This window comes from Variovorax sp. P2_H12, from assembly GCF_056403395.1.
Window position 1 is genome coordinate 198,119 of record NZ_JBFUFO010000001.1, and the last position, 21,574, is coordinate 219,692.

Sequence of the window (21,574 nt, forward strand, 5' to 3'; positions counted from 1 at the left end):
CGAATGTGGGGTGTCGAGCCTGGTCAGGGTGGGGCGGTCGCCCGGAAAAGGAGCGTCAGGCAATTGCGGCCGTCTTCATGGCGGTAGCGCACGCCATCGGAGAAGCGCCGCACGATGGGGATGCCCCAGCCGCCGATTCGCGCGTCCTGAATGCTCGTGGGTGGCCTCGGTTCCGGGACCTTCTGCGGATCGAACTCGCTTCCCTCGTCCTCGACTTCCAGTGCCACGTCTTCGCCTTGCCAACCCAGGCGCAGGAAGATGCTCTGAGCGCCGCTGGTGCAGGCGTGGGTCATGATGTTCGTGACCACCTCGGTCGAGCAAAGATCGAGGTTCAGTGCGACCCGTGCCGGAAGCCGTTGGCCCTCGGCCCAGTCGTGCACCCAGGCGCTGACGCGCGAGAGTTCGCGCAGCTCGCTACCGACGATGAGGGATGCCTGCGGTTCCCCGTCCGAGGAGGCCATCAGCGACTCCCGGCTCCCGCCATCAGCGCGCTGCAGGCGGTATCGACGTCGGGGTACACCGGAATGATCGTATCGATGCCTGCCATCTTGAGCACCTCCGCCACAAGGGGCTGCGGGCTGGCCAAGGCCATCACGCCGCCGCGCAACGACTGGGCCCTCGCATTGACGACGAGGGTGCGAATGCCGATGGATGCCAGGAACGACACTTCGGACAGATCGACGACGGCGAGAAGCTTTCGGGTCGACACCAGCGCGGACAAGCGCACGTTGATGTCATGCCCGCCAATGCTGTCCATGCGCCCGACCAGACTGATCTTTTCGACGCCGTCGGCCAGGTGCTCGCTTCTCAGGTCCATACGCTCTCCGCAGTGCGATATCGATGGGTTCTGAATCGGTCCTCTTCTTGTTCGTAAAACAAAACAAAAGCGGTTTGCGAGCAACAAGTAGAACCTTTTTCTAGCTTACGCCCAAATTGCAACCGCGTCGACAACCCGCCATCCCCAGGCCAAGGGATGGGCCCCGTCAGCGGTCCCTGCGTGCAGGCACATTGATCAAGGCTTCGACCAGCCGATCAACGCGGATCGGCTTGGTCAGGTAATCGTCCATGCCGGCCGAGATGCACATTTCCTGGTCGCCCTGCATGGCATTGGCGGTCATCGCCACGATGCGCGGCCGTCGATCGGCCTCGAGCAGCGTGCAGATCTGCCGCGTCGCGTCGAGCCCGTCGAGTTCGGGCATCTGAACGTCCATCAGAACCACGTCGTAAGTCTGGCGTTGCACCGACTCGACGGCTTCGATGCCGTTGGAGGCCAGGTCGGCCCGGTAGCCCATTTGCTGCAGCAGGCGCATCGCGAGCTTCTGGTTGACCACATTGTCCTCGGCCAGCAGGATCCGCAAGGGGTGGCGTGCCCCCATCGTCGGGTCGATCTGCGGCTTGGCGCTGCCGCCCTCCACGGGCTTGGCAACAGACTCGCGCGCGAGCAGGCTGACCAGCGTGTCGAACAGTTGCGACTGGTGGATCGGTTTCGACAGGTAGGCGTTGAAAAGCGATTCGGCGTCGCCGGCCTCGCGCCGGCCCAGTGAGCTGAAGAGCACCAGGGGCAGGGCGGCGTGATTCGCGCGGATGCGGCGCGCCAGGTCGATGCCGTCCATCTCGGGCATGTGCATGTCGAGGATCGCGAGATCGAAGCGCTCGCCTTGCGCGAGCCAGCGCAAGGCCTCGGCCGGCGATTCGGTGTCGAGCGAATCCATGCCCCACCGGCCGGTCTGAAGCGCGAGCACGCGCCGGTTGGTCGCGTTGTCGTCGACGATCAGCAGCCGCTTGTCGCGCAGCTCGACCTGCACGCCGGTGACGACGCGGCGCTTGCTCGGCGGCGCATCGGAGATCGACGCTTCGATGGTGAAGAAGAAGGACGAACCCTTGCCCGGGCCCTCGCTCTCGACCCACATGGTTCCGTCCATCAGCTCGGCCAGCCGCTTGCTGATCGCCAGGCCGAGGCCGGTGCCGCCGTACTTGCGAGTGGTGCTCGAGTCGGCCTGCGAAAACGACTGGAACAGCCGGCCCATGCCCTCCGGCGACAGGCCGATGCCGGTGTCGCGCACGGCAAAGGTCAGGGAGACCCGCTCGGCCGCCTGGGGCTTGGCGCTGACCGTCAACACCACCTCGCCGGTCTCGGTGAACTTCACCGCGTTGCTCAGCAGGTTCAGCAGGATCTGCCGCAGCCGCGTGAGGTCGCCGCTCACGCCTATCGGCACGCCGCACTCGAACACATAGGCGATGTCGAGCTTCTTCTCGGTCGCGCGCGTGCTGATCAGGTCGAGCGCCGACTCCACGCAGTCGCGCAGATCGAACGGATGCGACTCGATGTCCATGCGCCCGGCCTCGATCTTCGAGTAGTCGAGGATGTCGTTGATGATGGTCAGCAGCGCATCGCCCGAATCGCGGATGGTCGAGACGTAGTCCTGCTGCTCGGCGTCGAGCGGCGTGTCGAGCAGCAGGCCGCTCATGCCGATCACCGCGTTCATCGGCGTGCGGATCTCGTGGCTCATCGTCGCGAGGAATGCGCTCTTGGCCTCGTTCGTGGCTTCGGCGGCGGCTCGCGCCTCCTTGGTCTCGTTGAACAGGCGTGCGTTCTGGATCGCGATCACGGCCTGGTCGGCGAAGGTCTCCAGCAGCTTGATCTCCTTGTCGGCGAACGCCTGCGGCGGCTGGCGCGTGACGTGGATCGAGCCGATGTAGCGGCCCTCCCACATCAGGGGGGCGATCATGATCGCGTAGTTGCCCAGCAACTCGGCGATCTCGCGCATGAATGCGGGCAAGTGCTGCGCGGCGAGCGCATCCGGAACATGGAGGACGTCGGGGCCGGGCATGGCCGCGCCCGCGGGCACGATCGGCCGGGGATAGAAGCGCTCGAGCACTTCGCGGGCAGGGCCGCGATGCGCGCTCAGGTGCACCAGCCCGTCGTCGTCGACCAGCGAAATGCCCTGCTGCGTGCCGGAGAACAGGCGCTGGCAGCTCTCCAGGATCTTGTCGAACACAGGCTGCGCGTCTTCCATCGATTCGCTGATGACCTGGAGCACGTCCGCCGTGGCGGTCTGCCGCTCGAGCGCCTCGCGGGTCTCGTGGATCAGCCGCACGTTCTCGATCGCGAGCACGGCCTGGTCGGCAAACAGCTGGAGCAGGTCGATCTGCCGTTGCGGCGTCTTGCCGGGGTCCGGCCAGGCGGTGGTGATCGCGCCGATCGGCACGCCGTCCTTGAGCATCGGCGCGCAGATCAACCGGCGCCGGTTTCCGCTGTTCGCCAGCCTGCGGTCGTAGTCCGGATCCGACCACGCGTCGTCGGTGCTGAGGGCCCGTCGCTCGAGGATGGCCCGGCCGTTCATCTGGCGCGGGTCCGGCGGCGCCGGCCACACCGTGCGCGCCGCTTCCAGCGCCTGCGCGGACCAGTTGCGGGTCGCGGCCAGGTGGACCAGGTGGCCATCGAAGCTGAAGATCGCGGAAGCCGGGCCTTCGAACAACCACATGGTGCAGTCCAGGATGGCCTCGAACACCGGCGTCACTTCGGTCGGCGATTCGCTGATGACGCGCAGCACGTCGCTGACGGCGGTCTGGTACTCGAGCGACTCGGTCAGCTCGGCGGTGCGCTCCTCGACCTTGTGCAGCGCCACCTGGGTCTCGTTGAAGAGCCGCGCATTCTGGATCGCGATGACGGCCTGGTCGGCGAAGGTCTTGAGCAGCGCACGCTCGCTGGGCCTGAACGGACCGACCCTGGTGCGCTGCATGCTCAGGATGCCGATGCCGCGGCCTTCCCAGATCAGTGGCGCCGCCAGGTTCGCGTAGCTCATTCCCGCAAGCTCGGCGTTGCGACGCAGCACCAGCGGCGCCGCGGGATCGCTCAGCACATCGGCGAATTCCACGAGTTCGCCGGTCCGAAAGGAGAGTTCGGCCGAGGTGCCGGCCAGCGGCATCGGGTAGTTCGACTGCATCGACGCACTGAGGTCGGCCAGCCGTTCTTCGCTGATCGTGGCGCGGCCGGCTGCCGTCATCAACCAGCGTGTCAGCGCAAGGTGCCCCTCGGCGTCGACCATCAACAGGGCGAAGGAGCTGCCGTCGAACAGGTGCTCGCAGCACTCGAGAATCTTGTCGAACACCGGACCGGGGTCGGCCACCGAACTGCCGATGACCTGCAGCACCTCGGCGGCGGCGCGCTGGTGGGACAGGGCCTCTTGCATCTCACGGCCGTGGCGCTGCGTCTCGTCGAACAGGCGGGCGTTCTCCAGCGCCAGGCCCAGGCTCGCCGCCACGGTCTCGAGCAGCCGGATCTCGTGCGCCCCGAAGGCGTATTCGCGTTCGTGGTTCTGCAGCGCGATGATGCCGAGCGCGCGGTCGCTGCCGATGATCGGGACCGCGGCGATCGAATGTGCCCAGTCGGTTCCCGGTGCGGGATGGAGGCCGGCGCGGGTCTGCTCCTCGCGCGTATGGGCCACGCCGACCTGGCGCGTGTGCAGGATGCGCGCCATGGGCTCGTCGGGCTTCAGCGGCCTTGCCGGTGGCTGCGGCAGGGGCATGTTGTGTTCGTAGCGGTACAGCACCTGGACCAGGTCGGTCTTGTCGTCCCACCAGACGATGTTCAGGTCGCCGGTGTGGAACAGGTCGCGCAACTTGTCGCCCACCAGTTCGATGATGGCCTGGAATCCCAGCTTTGCCGCGATGCCTTGCTGGATCCCGTTGATGAGCGTGAGTTCGTCGGTGCGCTGCATGAGCGCGCCCTTGCATTCGGTCAACTCATGCTGGAGGCTCTCGCGGACACGGAGATTGGCCAGGACCCCGGCGGCCTGGCGTGCCAGAGCGGCCAGCAAGTCGCGGTGTTTGCGGTCAAAGCGACCCAGCGTGCCTTCGGTGTCGGCATAGAGGTAGCCCCACAGTTCTCCCTGCGCGACCAGCGGCGCGATCAGGCATGAGCGCTGGTCGGCCGGCTCGGCGCCCTCGGGCCCGTGCCGCAGGCTCGCCTTGCGGCTGCGGCGGGTGTCGGCGAGCCAGGGCGTGATGGCGCAGAGGAGGGCGGCGGCGTCTTCAGTGGGCGGCAGCCTCGCGCCGGCGCTGCGCAAGCCGGCTTCGGTATCGAGCACCAGCAGCAGGCGCTGGGCGCCAACGAGCCGGGCGGCTTCGTCGACCACCAGGTCGCACACCTCGCTCGTGGTGCTCAGCGCGTTCAGCCGCAGGCCCGGGTCGGCCCGCCGCTCGACCGGTTCGCGCAGTGTGCTGCCCGCGCGGGGCGCGTGTTTCGACAGGGGTCGAGACCGGGACTCAGCCATGGGGCATTTGCCTTCAGCGATCAGCAGTTTGGTGCGCGAGCGGCGCACCACGGCGTGGAGTCTAGCGGCGAAGGGGGAATCTCTGCACGCGGGCGCTCGCCACTTGCCCTTCCCGGCCGTGCCGGCCGCCGGTTGTCAGCGGCGAGCCAACGGTCGAATCGGGCCCATCACTTGGGCACCATCGACAAGAACGGCCCGAGGCTGCCCAGGAACCAGTTCTGGCTGAAGTCGAGCGCGGCGCGCCGGTATTTCTCGTCGGCCTGCGCCGCCAGCAGGTCCAGCCGCGCCACCACCTTGGAGAGTTCGCGATCGACCAGCAGATTCCGGCCGCGCCCGCTGATCTCGGTGGCCAGCAGCAGCGGCTGGCCGTCGGGCCCGGTCTTGGAGCCGATCAGCCACAGCGAGATCTCGAAATTGCGCGCCGCCCGGAAGCTGTTCTCGGCGTTCACCCCGTCGAGCATGCTCTGCTCCCAGGTGTCGCCGTTGGCCTGCTTGAGCAGCGCCGCCCAGCCGACCACCAGCGCCGCGACCCGGTCGCCCTCGTAGGGCCGGGGCGCGGTTTCGAAGGCCAGCCGGATGGCGTCGATGCCGTAGGCGCCCTGGAGCTGGGGCAGCGGCGCGTTGTGCGAGACCGCGTCCCAGGTGCGCTGGATCGCCTCGTCGGCGCTGCCGCACCACTTGCGCCATTCGCGCGGATTGCGGCGGTAGAGCGACAGCTGCACGCGTCGCACCGACTGGAGGTTGTCGCGCAGCGCGAGGTTGGCGATGCGGTTCGCGCCGCTCTGGAGCCATTCGTTGTTGGCGTAGGGCTCGGCGCGATCGGTCGAGGCACAGCCCGCCAGGGCCAGGGCCGCCGCGCCGCCGCCGATGAGCCAGGCGCGGCGGCCGAGAGACGCGGAAAGAGGAGAAACGGGCATGGTCCTCACGTTATCATCCTCGCCTCAGGGGGCGGCCTGGCCTGGGGGTGCCGGCCGTCGGAATCTGCTTACAAATCAACACCTTGGCACCCAACCTTGGCAAAACAACTGGCTTAGGGCCGACCTGACGTGCGTCTCAATTCCATCAAGCTCTCGGGCTTCAAGTCCTTCGCCGAACCCACCAATTTCCTCCTGCCCGGCCAGCTGGTCGGCGTGGTCGGTCCCAACGGCTGCGGCAAGTCGAACATCATGGATGCCGTGCGCTGGGTGCTCGGCGAGTCGCGCGCCTCCGAACTGCGCGGCGAGTCGATGCAGGACGTCATCTTCAACGGCACCACCACGCGCAAGCAGGCCAGCCGATCCAGCGTCGAACTGGTGTTCGACAACGCCGACCACCGCGCCGGCGGCCAGTGGGCCCAGTTCGCGGAGATCGCGGTCAAGCGCGTGCTGACGCGCGACGGCAACTCGAGCTACTACATCAACAACCAGCCGGTGCGCCGGCGCGACGTGCAGGACGTGTTCCTCGGCACCGGCCTGGGGCCCCGCGCCTACGCGATCATCGGCCAGGGCACGATCAGCCGGATCATCGAATCCAAGCCCGAGGAACTGCGCCTGTTCCTCGAGGAGGCCGCCGGTGTCTCGAAGTACAAGGAGCGCCGCCGGGAGACCGAGAACCGGCTCGGCGACACGCGCGAGAACCTCACCCGGGTCGAGGACATCCTGCGCGAGCTCAACAGCAATCTCGAGCGCCTCGAGAAGCAGGCCGAGGTGGCGGCGCGCTACAACGCGCTCACGGGCGATGCCACGCGCAAGCAGCACCAGCTGTGGTTCCTCAAGCGCACCGAAAGCGAAGCCGACCAGGCCAAGGTCAAGGCCGACGCCGAGCGCGCAATCAACGACCTCGAATCGCGCACCGCCGACCTGCGCCACGTCGAGGCCGACCTCGAGACCGTGCGGCAGGCCCATTACGCGGCCGGCGACCAAGTCAACCAGGCGCAGGGCAAGCTGTACGAGGCCAGCGCCGAAGTCGGCCGCCTCGAGGGCGAGATCCGCTTCGTGGTCGAAGGCCGCCAGCGGGTCGAGCAGCGCCTGGTGCAGCTGCGCGAGCAGATGGCCCAATGGGGGGCGCGCCGCGAAGACGCCGAGACCGAGATCGAAACGCTGGCCGGCCAGGGTGTGAACGCCGAGGAGCAGGCCGAACTGCTGGCGGCGCAACTCGAGGAGCACGACGCCCGCATGCCCGAGCTCGAGGACGCGCAGCAGCGGGCCCAGAACGAAGCCAACGCCCAGCGCGCCACGGTGGTGCAGGTGCAGCAGCAGATCCAGGTGCTGGCGGCCGACCAGCGCAACATCGAGGAGCAGAGCCGCCAGCTCAACCAGCGCGCCGAGCGGCTGCGGGTCGACCAGAACGCGCTCGCCGCGCCCGACGAGGCGCGGTTGCGCGACCAGCAGGAGCAGCTCGCCGCCGCGCAGGAGGCGGCCGCCGAGGCCGACGCCCGGCTGCAGGACCTGCAGGAAACGGTGCCGCAGCTCGACGACGATCGGCGCACGCGCCAGCAATCGGTCAACACCGAAGGTGCGCGCCATGCTGAGCTCTCGGCCCGGCTCGAGGCGCTCAAGGCACTGCAGGAAAAGGTCAAGACCGACGGCAAGCTCGCGCCCTGGCTGGCCAAGCACGGGCTCGACAGCCTGCAGGGACTGTGGAGCCGCATCCACATCGAGCAGGGCTGGGAGAACGCGCTCGAATCCGCGCTGCGCGAGCGGCTGGGCGCGCTCGAAGTCAGTCGGCTCGACATGGTCCGCGCCTTCGGTGGCGATGCGCCGCCGGCCAAGCTGGCCTTCTACAGCCCGCCGCTGGCCGGCGTGCCGCAGGGTGCGGCGACGTTGCCGCGGCTGGCGGACCTGCTGCGCCTGGGCGATGCCGGCCAGCAGGCCTTGCTGTCCGAATGGCTGCATGGCTGCTTCACCGCCGCGACGCTCGAAGAGGCGCTGGCGCAGCGCGACAAGCTGCAACCCGGCGAAGTGATCTACGTCCAGAGCGGTCACGCGGTGACGGCCCACAGCGTGAGCTTCTATGCACCGGACTCCGAGCAGGCCGGCCTGCTGGCGCGCCAGCAGGAAATGGAAAACCTGGAGCGCCAGCTGCGCGCCCAGACCCTGATCGCCGACGAGTCGCGCACCGCGCTGGCGCGCGCCGAAGCCGCCTACGGCGACGCCGCACAACGGCTCGTGACGGCGCGCCGCGAGGCCGCCGACACCCAGTCGCGCGCGCATGAACTGCAAGTCGAGACGCTGCGCCTGTCGCAGCTGGCCGAGCAGACCCGCGCGCGCAGCGAGCAGTTGTCCAACGACCTCGGCGAAGTGGTGGCCCAGCTCGAGGAACTGCAGGAAAGGCGCGTCGCCGCCGAGTCGCGCTTCGAAGAGCTCGACATGCAGCTCGCCGACAGCCAGGAGCGTCACGCGCAGCTCGACGAACGCGTGATCGAGGCCGGCCGCGCGCTCACCGCCAGCCGCGAACAGCACCGCAGCCTGGAGCGCCAGGCCCAGGAAGCGACCTTCGCGCAACGCACGCTCGAAGCGCGCCGGGGCGAGCTGAGCCGCGCGATCGAAACCGCGACCCAGCAGACGGTGGCGCTGGCCGAGGAAGACGAGCGCGCCCGCGCCGAACTGGGCCGCTTGTCCGACGCGGCGGCGCAGGCGGGCCTGCAGGACGCGCTGTCGCTCAAGCTGGAGCGCGAGACCGCGCTGGGCGCCGCGCGCAGCCAGTACGACGACCTGACGCTGAAGCTGCGCGCCAGCGACGAGCGCCGGCTGCAGCTGGAGCGCGAGCTCGACCCGCTGCGCCAGCGCATCACCGACTTCCAGCTCAAGGAGCAGGCGGCGCGGCTGGGCTTCGAGCAGTATCAGCAACTGCTGGCCGACGCCGAGGCCGATCTCGAGGCGGTCGCACAGTCGATCGAGACCGACAAGGTGCGCCTCACCGGCCTGCAAAGCGAGATCGACCGGCTCAACCGCGAGGTGGCATCGCTCGGCGCGGTCAACCTGGCGGCGCTCGACGAACTCGCGGTGGCGAGCGAGCGCAAGACCTTCCTCGATGCCCAGTCGGCCGACCTGAACGAAGCCATCGGTACCCTGGAGGACGCGATCCGCAAGATCGACGCCGAGACCCGCGACCTGCTCGGCGGCACGTTCAAGATCGTCAACGAGCACTTCAGCCGCATGTTCCCCGAGCTCTTCGGCGGCGGCAACGCCAAGCTCATGATGACCGGCGACGAGATCCTCGACTCCGGCGTGCAGGTCATGGCGCAGCCGCCGGGCAAGAAGAACCAGACCATCCACCTGCTGTCGGGCGGCGAGAAGGCACTGACGGCGATCGCGCTGGTGTTCGCCATCTTCCAGCTCAACCCCGCGCCGTTCTGCCTGCTGGACGAAGTGGACGCGCCGCTGGACGACGCCAACACCGAGCGCTACGCCAAGCTGGTCACCGCGATGAGCCGTGAAACGCAGTTCCTCTTCATCAGCCACAACAAGATCGCGATGGAAATGGCCGAACAGCTGATCGGCGTGACCATGCAGGAGCAGGGCGTCTCGCGGATCGTGGCGGTCGACATGGAGTCGGCCGTGTCGATGGTCGAGGCAGCTTGATGACCCCCACGCTCCTCACTTCGTGTGTCGCTGCCCCCCGAGGGGGCCGCAGGCCGCCTTGGGGCGGCCCGGCGCCGGCCTGGATGACCCCCACGCTCCTCACTTCGTGTCCATGAGCAATCTCACCGTCGCCCTCGCCATCCTCGGCGGACTGGTCCTCGCCACCGTGGTCGGCTACAACACCTGGATGTCGCGCCGCAACGCACCGCGCCAGCCCGACGCGCCGGACAGCGGGCCGGCCGAGGTCGACGCCGCGCCCAAGGGCGAACTCGAACCGGTGCTGCACATCGACCCGCACCAGGTGTCCGGCAACGAACGGCACGAGCCGCTGTTCGACCCCGACCTGCCGGCGCCGGCGGCGCTCGCGACGCCTTCGGCCGATCGGCGCGGCGGCCTCGATCCGCTGATCGACGTCATCGCCCCGGTGTCGCTCGACGGGCTGGCGTCCGGCGATGCCGCGATCGCGGCCATGCCGTCCACCCGGCGCGCCGGCAGCAAGCCGGTGGCGGTCGAGGGCCTGAACGAATTCACCGGCGAATGGGAGCCGGCGGTCGCCGGCCAGCGCTATGGCGCCTTCCAGGTCGGCGTGCAGATGGCCAACCGCACCGGCGCGCTCAACGAGATCGAATACTCCGAGTTCGTCGTCAAGGCCCAGGCCTTCGCCGATGCGCTCAACGGTGCGCCCGAGTTCCCGGAAATGCTCGACGAAGTGGCGCGGGCGCGCGAACTCGACCAGTTCGCGAGTTCGCACGATGCCCAGCTGAGCTTCGTGCTGCGCGCGCGCCACGCGGCCTGGAGCCCCGGCTACGTGCAGCAGAACGCCTCGCGCCTCGGCTTCGTGGCCGGCATCATCCCTGGCCGCATGGTGCTGCCCGCAGGTGAGCAGGGGCTGCCCGCCATCCTGGGCCTGTCTTTCGACACCCAGGCCGCGCTGGCCGACGACCCGGCCCAATCGGCGATCCGCGAGCTGACCCTGAGCCTCGACGTGCCGCAGGTCGACCGCGGCGAGCGGCCCTTCGGGCGCATGCGCGAGGCGGCCGCAGCGCTGGCGCGCGAAATGGACGGCGTGGTCACCGACAGCGACGGCCAGGCGCTGCGCGAGGAGACCATGGACGTGATCGGCGTCGACCTCGAACAGCTCTACGACACCCTCGATTCGCGCGACCTGTCGGCCGGCTCGCCCCTGGCGCGCCGATTGTTCAGCTAGGAGCCCGCATGACCACACGCCAGGACGCGGCCCGCGAAGCTGCGGCGTTGAGCGAGCAGCTGCGCCGGCACGCCCATCTCTACTACGTGCTCGACGAGCCCGAGCTGCCGGACGCCGAATACGACCGCCTGTTCCAGCGCCTGCAGGCGCTCGAAACCGAGTTCCCGGAGCTGCGCACGCCCGATTCGCCGACCCAGCGCGTCGGCGGCAAGGCGCTCGATGGCTTCGTCAAGGTCCGCCACCAGGTGCCGATGCTCTCGATCCGCACCGAGACCGACATCAGCGCCGAGGGCGCCACGCTGTTCGACGCCCGGATCCGCAAGGAGCTTGGCCTGGGCGACACCGATCCGCCGGTGGACTACACGGCCGAACTCAAGTTCGACGGGCTGGCGATCAATCTGCGCTACGTGGATGGCCTGCTGGTCCAGGCGGCGACCCGGGGCGACGGCGAGGTGGGCGAGGACGTGACCCACAACGTGCGGCTGGTCCGCGACGTGCCCGTCCAGCTCCCCGGCGATGCGCCGCCTGTTCTCGAGGTTCGCGGCGAGGTCTACATGCGGCGCAAGGATTTCGAGCAGCTCAACGAGACGCAAAGGCGCCGAATCGAGAAGGGGATCAAGGGCGAGAAGACCTTCGTCAATCCGCGCAACGCGGCAGCCGGCGCGATCCGCCAGCTCGACCCCTCCATCGCGCGGCGGCGGCCGCTGAGCTTCTTCACCTACGGCCTGGGCGAAGTCACGCCGGCGGAGCAGGGCGGGCCGCGATTCGACAGCCAGATGCAAACCCTCTTGACGCTCAAGTCCTGGGGTTTCCCCGTGGCGGAGCAGACCCGGACCTGCGCAGGCGGCGAGGCGCTGGCCCGCTTCCATCGCGAGATCGGTGCTTTGCGCGACGGCTTGCCCTACGAGATCGACGGCGTGGTCTACAAGGTCGACAGCATGGAGCTGCAGCGGCAGCTCGGCTTCGTCTCGCGCGAACCGCGCTGGGCGGTGGCCCACAAGTACCCGGCGCAGGAACAGCTCACCGAGGTGCTGGCCATCGAGGTGCAGGTCGGGCGCACCGGCAAGCTGACGCCGGTGGCCAAGCTGGCGCCGGTGTTCGTCGGCGGCGTCACCGTGACCAATGCCACGCTGCACAACGAGGACGAAACCCGGCGCAAGGATGTGCGCGTGGGCGACACCGTGATCGTGCGCCGCGCCGGCGACGTGATCCCCGAGGTGGTCGGCGTGCTGCCCGAGAGCGCGGCGCGGCCCGAGGCCGAGCGCGGCGCGGTGTTCACGATGCCGCACCACTGCCCGGTCTGCGGCTCCGACGCGCTGCGGGAGGAGGGCGAGGTCGACTACCGCTGCACCGGCGGCCTGTTCTGCGCCGCGCAGCGCAAGGAGGCGATCCTGCATTTCGCGGCCCGGCGCGCGCTCGACATCGAAGGGCTGGGCGACAAGCTGGTCGAGCAACTCGTGGACGCCGACCTGATCCGCACGCTGCCCGATCTCTACAAGCTCGGCTTCACGACCCTGGCCGGGCTGGACCGCATGGCCGACAAATCGGCGAACAACATCGTCGAAGCGCTCGAGGCATCGAAGAAGACCACCCTGCCGCGCTTCCTGTTCGGCCTGGGCATCCGCCATGTCGGCGAGAGCACGGCCAAGGACCTGGCGAAGCACTTCGGCAAGCTCGACGCAATCATGGATGCCAGCGAAGAGCAGTTGCTGGAGGTCAACGACGTCGGCCCGGTGGTCGCGACCAGCCTGCGGACCTTCTTCGACCAGCCGCACAACCGCGAGGTGGTCGAGCAATTGCGCGCCTGCGGGGTGCACTGGGAGGAAAGCGAGCCCGCTGCCCGCGCCCCGAAGCCGTTGGCGGGAAAAACCTTCGTCATCACAGGGACTCTTCCTACGCTGAGCCGCGATGAAGCGAAGGACAAACTGGAAGAAGCCGGCGCCAAGGTTGCCGGTTCGGTGAGCAAGAAGACCGACTACGTGGTGGCGGGCGCCGAGGCCGGCAGCAAGCTCGACAAGGCGCGCGACCTGGGTGTGGCCGTGATCGACGAAGCTCGGATGCTCGAGATCCTCGCGCTGGGTCTTTCCTGAGTTTTTCGGGCTTGTCCGGTCAACAACCGGCGCGTGCCGGCCGTTGAACGGACAGATGACCTCAGGAGGTCCGGATGAAGCGAATTCGTTCCGTGTCAGCCGCCATCGCGATCGGTGGCGCCGCCTTGCTGGGCGGCTGCGTCGCGCCGGGCCCGTACTACGCGGCGTCTTACCCTTACTACGGCGACGCGAGCCCTGTCGTCGTGTCGCCGTCGCTCTATGTCAACGGCTACTACGGATGGGGCGGTTACGGTTACTACGGATGGCCGGGGTACTACCGCGGCTACTACGGGCGCCCGGGGTACTACGGCGGCTACCACGGCGGCTACTATGGCCGTTCCGGCTTCTACGGACGGTCTGGCTACCATGGGCGCCCGGGCTACTACGGACGGGCCGGGGCCCCGGCTAGCAGGGGCTGGAGATAGCGCTGCGCGAGCGCGGTCACCACGATAATCCCGAGATGGCCATCCGCGAAATCCTCAAGATGGGCGATCCCCGGCTGCTGCGCATCGCGCCGCCGGTGGCCGCCTTCGACACCGACGAACTCCACCTGCTGGTGCGTGACATGTTCGAGACCATGCACGCGGTCGACGGCGCGGGCCTCGCGGCGCCGCAGATCGGGGTCGACCTGCAGCTCGTGATCTTCGGCACCGACACCGTCAATCCGCGCTACCCCGATGCCCCCATCGTGCCGCGCACCGTGCTCCTCAACCCGGTCGTCACCCCGATCGGCGAGGAGGAAGAAGAGGGCTGGGAAGGCTGTCTCTCGGTGCCGGGCCTGCGCGGCGTGGTGCCGCGCTTCGCCAGCATCCGCTACACCGGCTTCGACCCCTACGGCGACCCGATCGACCGCACCGTGAGCGGCTTCCACGCCCGCGTGGTGCAGCACGAGGTCGACCACCTGCTGGGCAAGCTCTATCCGATGCGGGTGCGCGACTTCTCGCGCTTCGGCTTCACGGAGGTTCTGTTTCCAGGCCTCGATGCGGGCGCGGACGATTGATCAAACTCGCCCCAGGTTGGGCTCACTTCGTGTAGCCCGCCCACCCCCTACCGGGGGCAACACCAGCGGCCCCGGCGAAGCCGGTTCCGCGGTGTTTCAACAACGGGCCTGGCTGCGCCGGCCGGCATTTTTGGAGAACTGAGGTCAGTTGAGCTTGCCGCTGCTGCCGCCGAGGCTGAAGCGACCGGCACCCAGGAAGGCGACCGCCAGTGCGCTGAACAGGAAGATTCCCTGCAGCTCCAGCGCCCAGCCGCCGGTCTTGCCGATCACCCCCAGGTCCTTGAGGTGAACGAGCCAGATCGCGACCAGCATGTTGATGACCGTGATCCAGGCGGCCGGACGCGTGTAGACGCCGACGATCAGCAGCACCGGCGCGACGATCTCTCCGATGAAGACGAGGTAGGCCAGGGCGCTCGGCAGGCCGTGCGATTCGAGGGTGCCGGCAATGAAGCCGACACCCGCACTGAGCTTGGCGATGCCGTGCAGCAGGATCAGGATGCCAAGCGCCAATCGCAGGATGAGCTTGCCGGTGTCGTCGGAACGGATCATGAGAAAACCTTTCTGATTTGAAAAACAGGCGCGATTGTGGTCGATAAGAACGACTTTTCGCTGAATATGCTTGCCTTGCCGCGTTCTTTGGCAGACCCCGGCCTCGCCCCGTAAACTGCCCGCTGCCGCATTTCGAACAAAAGAGGTTTCCCCAATGATCCAACGCATTCGTCCGGCGCTTGCTTGCGCTGCCGCTGTCATGACCCTCGTCACCGCACCGGCCTTCGCCGGCAAGACGCTCGACGCCGTCAAGCAGCGCGGCACCGTCAAGTGCGGCGTGACCAACGGTGTCGCCGGCTTCTCGGCGCCCGACACCCAGGGCAACTGGTCGGGCCTCGACGTCGACACCTGCCGCGCCATTGCGGCCGCGGTGCTCGGCGACGGCAAGAAGGTGGAGTTCGTGCCGCTCAATTCGCAACAGCGCTTCTCGGCACTGCAGGCCGGCGAGATCGACATCCTGGCGCGCAACACCACCTGGACGATGACCCGCGACGCCTCGCTCGGCTTCCACTTCACGACCATCACCTACTACGACGGCCAGGGCTTCCTGGTGCCGAAGAAGATCAAGGTCACCAGCGCCAAGCAGCTCAAGAACGCCACCATCTGCACCCAGTCGGGCACCACCAACGAGAAGAACGTTGCCGACTGGTTCAAGGCCCAGGGCATTCCGGTCAAGACGGTCGTGTTCGAGAGCTTCGAGGCCTCGTTCAAGGCCTTCTTCGCCGGCCGCTGCCAGGCCTTCACGACCGACACCTCGGCGCTCGCGGGCCTGCGCAACAAGGAAGCGCCGAACCCCGACGACTACGTGATCCTGCCCGAGCTGATCTCCAAGGAGCCGCTGGCGCCGCTGGTGCGCCGCGGCGACGACGAATGGTTCGCGATCGCCAAGTGGGTGCCCAACGCACTGATCGAGGCCGAGGAGTCCGGCATCACGCAAGCCAACATCGACGAACTCAAGGCGAGCAGCAAGGATCCGGCGCAGCAGCGCCTGGTCGGCAGCGGCGACGACCTCGGCAAGCTGCTGGGCCTCGACAAGGACTGGTCCTACCGGGCCATCAAGGCGGTGGGCAACTACGGCGAAGTCTTCGAGCGCAATGTCGGCCCGAAGTCGGTGCTCAAGCTGCCGCGCGGCTCCAACAACCTGTGGAACAAGGGCGGGCTGATGTACGGATTGCCGGTGCGATGAGCAGTGCACGGCCGCCCGAGCGGCGCCGTGCCGTCTGGTTCGCCTGGGCCCTGCAGGCCCTGCTGATCGCGGCGATCGCGCTCGGCGTCTTCTGGCTGGTCCAGCATGCGCTGGAGGTGCTGCGCAGCCGCGGCGTGCATTCGGGCTTCGATTTCCTGCTGCAGCCGGCGGGCTTCGAGATCTCCGAAGGCTGGCTCGACTTCGATGCCGGCCAGCCCTTCTGGCGTGCCTTCCTGGCCGGGCTGATCAACACCGTGCGGGCCGCCATGCCTGCCGCGGTGATGGCCGTTGTGCTCGGCACGCTGCTCGGCATCGGCCGGCTCGCACCGCACGTGCTGGTGCGCGGCCTGTGCGGCGCCTACGTGGAGACGATCCGCAACGTGCCCCTGCTGGTGCAGCTGCTGATGTTCTATTTCGCGCTCACGCAACTGTTGCCCGATTCGACCGAACCGCTCGAATTGCTGCCCGATGTCTGGCTCAGCAAGGGAGGGCTCTCGCTGCCCTGGCCGGTGCGGGAGGAGGGCGCATTCTGGCCCAGCCACCTCGAATGGCCCGAGCGCGGCAGCTTCAATGTCAGCGGCGGCGCGGCGTTGAGCCCGGAATACCTCGCGGTGGTGATCGCGCTCGCGCTCTATACCGCCGCCTTCGTCGCCGAGATCGTGCGCGCCGGCATCGTCTCCGTGTCGGCGGGCCAGAAGCTGGCGGCCCAGGCACTCGGCCTTTCGCCATGGCAGCAGCTGCGCATCGTGGTGCTGCCGCAGGCGCTGCGCGTGATCGTCCCGGCGCTCACCAACCAGCTGCTGAGCCTGACCAAGAACTCCTCGCTGGCGGTGGCGGTGGGCTATCCGGAGCTGGTGTCGATCGCCAACACCTCGCTGAACTCGACCGGCCGCGCCTTCGAGTGCATTGCCGTGATCATGGCGGTGTACCTTGGGCTGTCGCTCGTGATCTCGTGGGCCATGAACCGCTACAACGCGCGCGTCGCGCTGAGGGGCTGGCGATGAGCGCCGCGCCGGGCCGCCCCAAGCAAGCTCGCACCGCAGTGCGAAGCACGGAGGTTGCCTGATGAGCGGGGCGACGCGGCCGCCGACCGAGTGGCGCAAGGAGCTGTGGGGGTCGCCGCTGCGCGCGAGCTTCACCCTGGGGCTGTCGCTGCTGTTCGTCTGGGCAGGTTTCCACGCCCTGGACTGGGCCGTCCTGCATGCCGTGTTTCATCCGGATGCGCAGGCCTGCCGCGCCGTGCGGCATGGCGCCTGCTGGGGCGTGATCGCCGAGAAGTGGCGGCCCATCCTGTTCGGCCGCTACCCCTACGACGACCAGTGGCGGCCCGCGGTCGCGGTCACGCTGCTGTCGCTGACCACGCTGTTGAGCGCCTGGCCGCGCAGCTGGCGCTGGTGGCTGCTGCCGCTGTGGGTCGTGTCGCTGGGCGCGTTCGTGATCCTGATGCGCGGTGGCGTCTTCGGGCTCGAGGGCGTGGCGACCCATCGCTGGGGCGGCCTGCCGCTGACCATCGGGCTGGCGGTGGTCGGGCTCGCGCTGGCCTTCCCGCTGGCGCTGGCGCTGGCACTCGGCCGGCGTTCGCAGTGGCCGGTGGTGCGTACGCTGTGCGCCACCTACATCGAGCTGGTGCGCGGCGTGCCGCTGATCTCCGTGCTCTTCATGGCCTCCTTCCTGCTGCCGCTGCTGTGGCCCGCCGGCTGGCAGCCCGACGTGCTGGTGCGGGTGCTGGCCGGGCTGTCGCTGTTCGTCGCCGCCTACCTGGCCGAGATCATCCGCGGCGGCCTGCAGGCGGTGCCGCACGGCCAGATCGACGCCGCGATGGCGCTGGGATTCGGCCGCTGGCCGGTGCAGCGCGACATCGTGCTGCCACAGGCGCTGCGGCTGGTGGTGCCGGCGCTGACCAACAGCGTGGTCGGGACCTTGAAGGATACCTCGCTGGTCACCGTGGTCGGGCTGTTCGAGCTGACCGGCGCGCTCGGCCTGGCGCTGGGCGGAGACCCGACCTGGCGGCCGTTCTACCTCGAGGGCTATCTCTTCATCGCGCTGGTGTACTGGCTGCTGTGCTTCGGGCTGGCGCGCTACAGCGCCTGGCTGGAGCGACGGTTGAGCACGGGCTAGGCTAGGCCGGCGCCGGGCCGCCCCAAGGCGGCCTGCGGCCCCCTCGGGGGGCAGCGACCCACACGAAGTGGGGGAGCGTGGGGGCTATTCAGGCCGCCAGCGCTTCCAGCAGTTCGGTCTCGATCGCCAGTTGCGCCCGCTGCCCCTGCAGCTCGGGCCCGCTGATCAGGAAGGTGTCTTCGATGCGCTCGCCAAGCGTCGTGACCTTCGCCAGCTGCAGGTTCAGGTGGTGGCGCGCCAGCACCCGCGCGATCGAATAGAGCAGGCCCGTCCGGTCGCTGGCCGAGATGCTGAGCAGCCAGCGCTGCGCCTTTTCGTCGGGCAGGAGGCTGATGCGCGGCTTGATCGGGAAGCTGCGCACCCGGCGCGACACACGGCCCTTGCTCGGCGGCGGCAGCGGGCCGGCCTCGCTGAGCGTCTTGGCCAGGCCGGTCTCGACCATGTTGATCAGGTCGCGGTAGTGCTCGGGGATGAAGGTGGTCACGACCTGGAAGGTATCGAGCGCGAAGCCGTTGCTCGCGGTGTGCACCTTGGCGTCCAGGATGCTGAAGGACGACTGGTCGAAGTAGCCGCAGATGCGCACGAACAGGTCGGGCTGGTCGGGCGTGTAGACCACCACCTGCAGCCCTTCGCCGACCGGCGACAGCCGCACGCGCACGATCGGCAGCGCGCGCGGATCGAGCGGCACGCCCGCGTGCGGCACATGGCGGGAGAGCTGCTTGGCATGCCAGGCGATCTCCGAGGCGTCGTGGCGCATGAAGTAGCCGACGTCGAGGGTCTCCCACAGGGACTTGTGGGATTCGAAAGGCTCGGCATGCAGCGCGAGCTGCACCAGCGCCTCGCGCTTGCGCGCCTCGATTTCGGCGCCGGGATCGGGCATGCGGCCGCCCAGGGCGCGCAGGGTCAGGCGATAGAGGTCCTCGAGCAGCTTGCCCTTCCAGGCGTTCCAGACCCGCGGCGAGGTGCCGCGGATGTCGGCGATCGTGAGCAGGTACAGCGCCGTCAGGTAGCGTTCGTTGCCCACGCGCCTGGCGAAGGCGCCGATCACTTCGGGGTCGCTCAGGTCCTGCTTCTGCGCGACCTGGCTCATGACCAGATGCCCCGCGACCAGGAACTCGATCAGCTTGGCATCCTCGCGCGGGATCTCGTGCTGGCGGCAGAAGCGCCGCACGTCGCGCGCGCCCAGCGTCGAATGGTCGCCGCCGCGGCCCTTGGCGATGTCGTGGAACAGCGCCGCGATATAGAGGATCCAGGGCTTGTCCCAGCCGGCCGCGAGCTGCGAGCAGAACGGGTATTCGTGGGCATGCTCGGCGATGAAGAAACGCCGCACGTTGCGCAGCACCATCAGGATGTGCTGGTCGACCGTGTAGACGTGGAACAGGTCGTGCTGCATCTGCCCGACGATGCTGCGGAAGACCCGCAGGTAGCGCCCCAGCACCGAGGTCTGGTTCATGAGCCGCAGCGCATGCGTGATGCCGCGCGGCTCCAGCAGCATGCGCATGAAGGTCGCATGGTTGACCGGGTCGTTGCGGAACTTGCTGTCCATCACGTGGCGCGCGTTGTAGAGCGCGCGCAGGGTGCGCGCCGACAGGCCGTTGACGCCGATGGTCTTCTGGTAGAGCAGGAAGGTCTCGAGGATCGCGTGCGGATCCTTCAGGTAGAGATCGTCGCTCGCGACCTCGATCAGGCCGGCCTTCTCGAAGAAGCGCTCGTTGATCGGCGTCGGCTGCTCGGCCTGCGGCTGCAGCTTCTCGGCGACGTTGAGCAGCAGGATCTGGTTGAGCTGCGTGACCGCCTTGGCGGCCCAGTAGTAGCGCCGCATCAGGGCCTCGCTGGCCAAGCGCCGCGACTCGCCGACATAGCCGAACGTGGCGGCCACGGCGGTCTGCAAGTCGAACACCAGACGGTCCTCGCGACGATTGGCCGTGACGTGCAGGCGCGCGCGGATCAGGCTCAGCAAGGCCTCGTTGCGCTTGATCTGCTGGATCTCGAAGGCCGTTGCGAGGCCATTTTTCGCGAGATCGTCCCAGCGGTTGCCGAAGCCCGCGGCCTTGGTCATCCAGAGGATGATCTGGAGGTCGCGCAGGCCGCCCGGCGATTCCTTGCAGTTCGGTTCGAGCGCGTAGGGCGTGTTGTCGAACTTCTGGTGCCGGTGCCGCATCTCCTGCGACTTGGCAGTGAAGAAGGCCTGCGGGTCGATCGCCGCGAGGAAGTTCTTGCGGAAGGCCGTGTAGAGCTTCTTGTCGCCGATCACCAGCCGCGATTCGAGCAGCGAGGTCTGGACCGTCACGTCCTTGTCGGACTCGGCCAGGCATTCGGAGACCGTGCGCACGCTGGAGCCGATCTCCAGTCCGGCATCCCAGCATCGGCCGATGAAGGCCTCGATGCGCGCCGGCTCGATGTCCGTCCCATGGTCCTCGGGCAGCAGCAGCAGCACGTCGACGTCGGAATACGGAAACAGCTCGCCGCGGCCGAAGCCGCCGACCGCGACCAGCGCCAGCTGGTTGCCGAAGCTGGCGTCGTCCCACAGGGCGGTCAGGGTCTCGTCGGCCAGCGCGGCGAGCTGGCGCAGCACGGTGTGGACGCTGCGCGTCGGCGCACGCGCGCTGCGCAGCTGGTCGAACAGCGCCAGCTTGTGCGTGCGATAGGCATCGCGCAATGATGGAATATCCACCATGGGAGCCTCGAGCAGGCGGCGTCCCCTCAAGCGGGGGCGTCGACGAAGGCCGGTGTCGGCGGGCTGCCGGCGGAGAGCGTCAGCACCTCGTACCCGGTCTCGGTGACCAGCACCGTGTGCTCCCACTGTGCCGACAGCGAGTGGTCGCGCGTCACGATGGTCCAGCCGTCGTACTGGCCGCCCTTGGCGTCTTCCTTGATCTCGCGCTTGCCGGCGTTGATCATCGGCTCGATCGTGAAGGTCATGCCGGGCTTGAGCTCCTCGAGCGTGCCGGGCCGGCCGTAGTGCAGCACCTGCGGCTCTTCGTGGAAGCCGCGGCCGATGCCGTGGCCGCAGAACTCGCGCACCACCGAGAAACCGTTGCTCTCGGCGAAGCGCTGGATCGCGAAACCGATGTCGCCCAGGCGGGCGCCGGGCCTGACCTTGACGATGCCGTGCCACATGGCGTCATAGGTGAGGGCGCACAGGCGCTTGGCCGCGATCGAGGCGTCGCCGACCACGAACATCCGGCTGGTGTCGCCGTGCCAGCCGTCCTTGATGACCGTGATGTCGCAATTGATGATGTCGCCCTTCTTGAGCGGCTTGTCGTTCGGGATGCCGTGGCAGACCACGTGGTTGACCGAGGTGCAGATCGACTTGGGGTAGGGCGTGCTGCTGGCGCCCATGTAGTTCAGCGGCGCGGGGATGCCACCCTGGACCTGCGTGATGTAGTCGTGGGCCAGCTTGTCGATCTGGTTGGTGGTCACGCCGGGGAGGATGTGGGGGGTCAGGTAATCCAGCACCTCGGAGGCGAGACGGCACGCCACGCGCATGCCGGCAACGCCGTCGGCGTCTTTGTAGGTAATGCTCATGGCCGGAATTATCCCATTGAGGCCGCTAAAATTCAGGGTTAGCGCGGATGGCCCCAGT

At 68.3% G+C, this 21,574-nt stretch carries 15 protein-coding genes; 8 read left to right on the forward strand and 7 right to left on the reverse strand.

Annotated elements, in window-relative coordinates; genetic code table 11:
* Positions 1–23: 23 nt before the first annotated feature.
* The 4 genes from AC1DYK_RS01045 to AC1DYK_RS01060 form a co-directional block, all read right to left on the reverse strand.
* Positions 24–461, reverse strand: a complete 438-nt coding sequence (locus tag AC1DYK_RS01045; RefSeq protein ID WP_478164568.1) for an ATP-binding protein — start codon at positions 459–461, stop codon at positions 24–26.
* The gene (locus AC1DYK_RS01050) at positions 461–817 is read right to left on the reverse strand and encodes an STAS domain-containing protein (protein WP_478164569.1); all 357 of its coding nucleotides are present in this window, start codon (positions 815–817) and stop codon (positions 461–463) included. The genes AC1DYK_RS01045 and AC1DYK_RS01050 overlap by 1 nt, the downstream gene beginning before the upstream one ends.
* A 166-nt stretch (positions 818–983) precedes the next feature.
* The gene (locus tag AC1DYK_RS01055) at positions 984–5,276 is read right to left on the reverse strand and encodes a GAF domain-containing protein (RefSeq protein ID WP_478164570.1); all 4,293 of its coding nucleotides are present in this window, start codon (positions 5,274–5,276) and stop codon (positions 984–986) included.
* Between the two features lie 167 nt (positions 5,277–5,443).
* Entirely contained in the window at positions 5,444–6,193 is a 750-nt protein-coding gene (locus AC1DYK_RS01060) for a hypothetical protein (RefSeq protein ID WP_478164658.1), read from the reverse strand.
* 129 nt (positions 6,194–6,322) lie between these two features.
* Here AC1DYK_RS01060 and smc point away from each other — a divergent pair, with 129 nt between their 5' ends.
* The 5 genes from smc to def all read left to right on the forward strand — a co-directional run bounded on the left by smc (position 6,323) and on the right by def (position 14,135).
* Positions 6,323–9,838 carry a chromosome segregation protein SMC gene (smc, locus tag AC1DYK_RS01065; RefSeq protein ID WP_478164571.1) on the forward strand — a complete coding sequence of 1,172 codons (3,516 nt, stop codon included), beginning with the start codon at positions 6,323–6,325 and terminating at the stop codon, positions 9,836–9,838.
* 112 nt (positions 9,839–9,950) lie between these two features.
* Complete coding sequence (locus AC1DYK_RS01070; RefSeq protein WP_478164572.1) at positions 9,951–11,045, forward strand: cell division protein ZipA C-terminal FtsZ-binding domain-containing protein; 1,095 nt, start codon at positions 9,951–9,953, stop codon at positions 11,043–11,045.
* Between the two features lie 8 nt (positions 11,046–11,053).
* Positions 11,054–13,135, forward strand: coding sequence for an NAD-dependent DNA ligase LigA (gene ligA / locus AC1DYK_RS01075; protein WP_478164573.1), 2,082 nt, complete (start codon positions 11,054–11,056; stop codon positions 13,133–13,135).
* A 74-nt stretch (positions 13,136–13,209) separates the two neighbouring features.
* On the forward strand, positions 13,210–13,560 hold the full coding sequence (locus AC1DYK_RS01080) for a hypothetical protein (protein ID WP_478164574.1): 351 nt from the start codon (positions 13,210–13,212) through the stop codon (positions 13,558–13,560).
* Between the two features lie 35 nt (positions 13,561–13,595).
* Positions 13,596–14,135, forward strand: coding sequence for a peptide deformylase (gene def / locus AC1DYK_RS01085; protein WP_478164575.1), 540 nt, complete (start codon positions 13,596–13,598; stop codon positions 14,133–14,135).
* 144 nt (positions 14,136–14,279) lie between these two features.
* Here def and AC1DYK_RS01090 read toward each other — a convergent pair whose 3' ends face one another.
* On the reverse strand, positions 14,280–14,684 hold the full coding sequence (locus tag AC1DYK_RS01090; RefSeq protein WP_478164576.1) for a DoxX family protein: 405 nt from the start codon (positions 14,682–14,684) through the stop codon (positions 14,280–14,282).
* Between the two features lie 154 nt (positions 14,685–14,838).
* Between AC1DYK_RS01090 and AC1DYK_RS01095 the strand changes: the two genes are divergently transcribed.
* The 3 genes from AC1DYK_RS01095 to AC1DYK_RS01105 all read left to right on the forward strand — a co-directional run bounded on the left by AC1DYK_RS01095 (position 14,839) and on the right by AC1DYK_RS01105 (position 17,988).
* Entirely contained in the window at positions 14,839–15,870 is a 1,032-nt protein-coding gene (locus AC1DYK_RS01095) for an amino acid ABC transporter substrate-binding protein (protein WP_478164577.1), read from the forward strand.
* Positions 15,867–16,874 (forward strand): amino acid ABC transporter permease, encoded by a 1,008-nt coding sequence (locus tag AC1DYK_RS01100; RefSeq protein ID WP_478164578.1) that lies wholly within the window; start codon positions 15,867–15,869, stop codon positions 16,872–16,874. Before AC1DYK_RS01095 ends, AC1DYK_RS01100 begins: the two co-directional genes overlap by 4 nt.
* A 61-nt stretch (positions 16,875–16,935) precedes the next feature.
* Positions 16,936–17,988 (forward strand): amino acid ABC transporter permease, encoded by a 1,053-nt coding sequence (locus tag AC1DYK_RS01105; RefSeq protein ID WP_478164579.1) that lies wholly within the window; start codon positions 16,936–16,938, stop codon positions 17,986–17,988.
* Between the two features lie 88 nt (positions 17,989–18,076).
* Here AC1DYK_RS01105 and AC1DYK_RS01110 read toward each other — a convergent pair whose 3' ends face one another.
* Together AC1DYK_RS01110 and map are read right to left on the reverse strand one after the other, a co-directional pair.
* A complete protein-coding gene (locus AC1DYK_RS01110; protein ID WP_478164580.1) occupies positions 18,077–20,665 on the reverse strand; it encodes a [protein-PII] uridylyltransferase in 2,589 nt (862 codons plus the stop codon).
* 26 nt (positions 20,666–20,691) lie between these two features.
* Positions 20,692–21,516, reverse strand: a complete 825-nt coding sequence (gene map, locus AC1DYK_RS01115; protein ID WP_478164581.1) for a type I methionyl aminopeptidase — start codon at positions 21,514–21,516, stop codon at positions 20,692–20,694.
* Positions 21,517–21,574 lie beyond the last annotated feature (58 nt).

Excerpts from the sequence above, each read along its gene's own strand:
- AC1DYK_RS01105 (WP_478164579.1), top strand. The coding sequence starts at position 16,936 with ATGAGCGGGGCGACGCGGCCGCCGACCGAGTGGCGCAAGGAGCTGTGG.
- AC1DYK_RS01055 (WP_478164570.1), bottom strand. The coding sequence starts at position 5,276 with ATGGCTGAGTCCCGGTCTCGACCCCTGTCGAAACACGCGCCCCGCGCG.
- AC1DYK_RS01070 (WP_478164572.1), top strand. The coding sequence starts at position 9,951 with ATGAGCAATCTCACCGTCGCCCTCGCCATCCTCGGCGGACTGGTCCTC.
- AC1DYK_RS01100 (WP_478164578.1), top strand. The coding sequence starts at position 15,867 with ATGAGCAGTGCACGGCCGCCCGAGCGGCGCCGTGCCGTCTGGTTCGCC.
- def (WP_478164575.1), top strand. The coding sequence starts at position 13,596 with ATGGCCATCCGCGAAATCCTCAAGATGGGCGATCCCCGGCTGCTGCGC.
- AC1DYK_RS01080 (WP_478164574.1), top strand. The coding sequence starts at position 13,210 with ATGAAGCGAATTCGTTCCGTGTCAGCCGCCATCGCGATCGGTGGCGCC.
- AC1DYK_RS01110 (WP_478164580.1), bottom strand. The coding sequence starts at position 20,665 with ATGGTGGATATTCCATCATTGCGCGATGCCTATCGCACGCACAAGCTG.
- AC1DYK_RS01095 (WP_478164577.1), top strand. The coding sequence starts at position 14,839 with ATGATCCAACGCATTCGTCCGGCGCTTGCTTGCGCTGCCGCTGTCATG.
- AC1DYK_RS01045 (WP_478164568.1), bottom strand. The coding sequence starts at position 461 with ATGGCCTCCTCGGACGGGGAACCGCAGGCATCCCTCATCGTCGGTAGC.
- map (WP_478164581.1), bottom strand. The coding sequence starts at position 21,516 with ATGAGCATTACCTACAAAGACGCCGACGGCGTTGCCGGCATGCGCGTG.
- AC1DYK_RS01090 (WP_478164576.1), bottom strand. The coding sequence starts at position 14,684 with ATGATCCGTTCCGACGACACCGGCAAGCTCATCCTGCGATTGGCGCTT.
- AC1DYK_RS01060 (WP_478164658.1), bottom strand. The coding sequence starts at position 6,193 with ATGCCCGTTTCTCCTCTTTCCGCGTCTCTCGGCCGCCGCGCCTGGCTC.
- ligA (WP_478164573.1), top strand. The coding sequence starts at position 11,054 with ATGACCACACGCCAGGACGCGGCCCGCGAAGCTGCGGCGTTGAGCGAG.
- AC1DYK_RS01050 (WP_478164569.1), bottom strand. The coding sequence starts at position 817 with ATGGACCTGAGAAGCGAGCACCTGGCCGACGGCGTCGAAAAGATCAGT.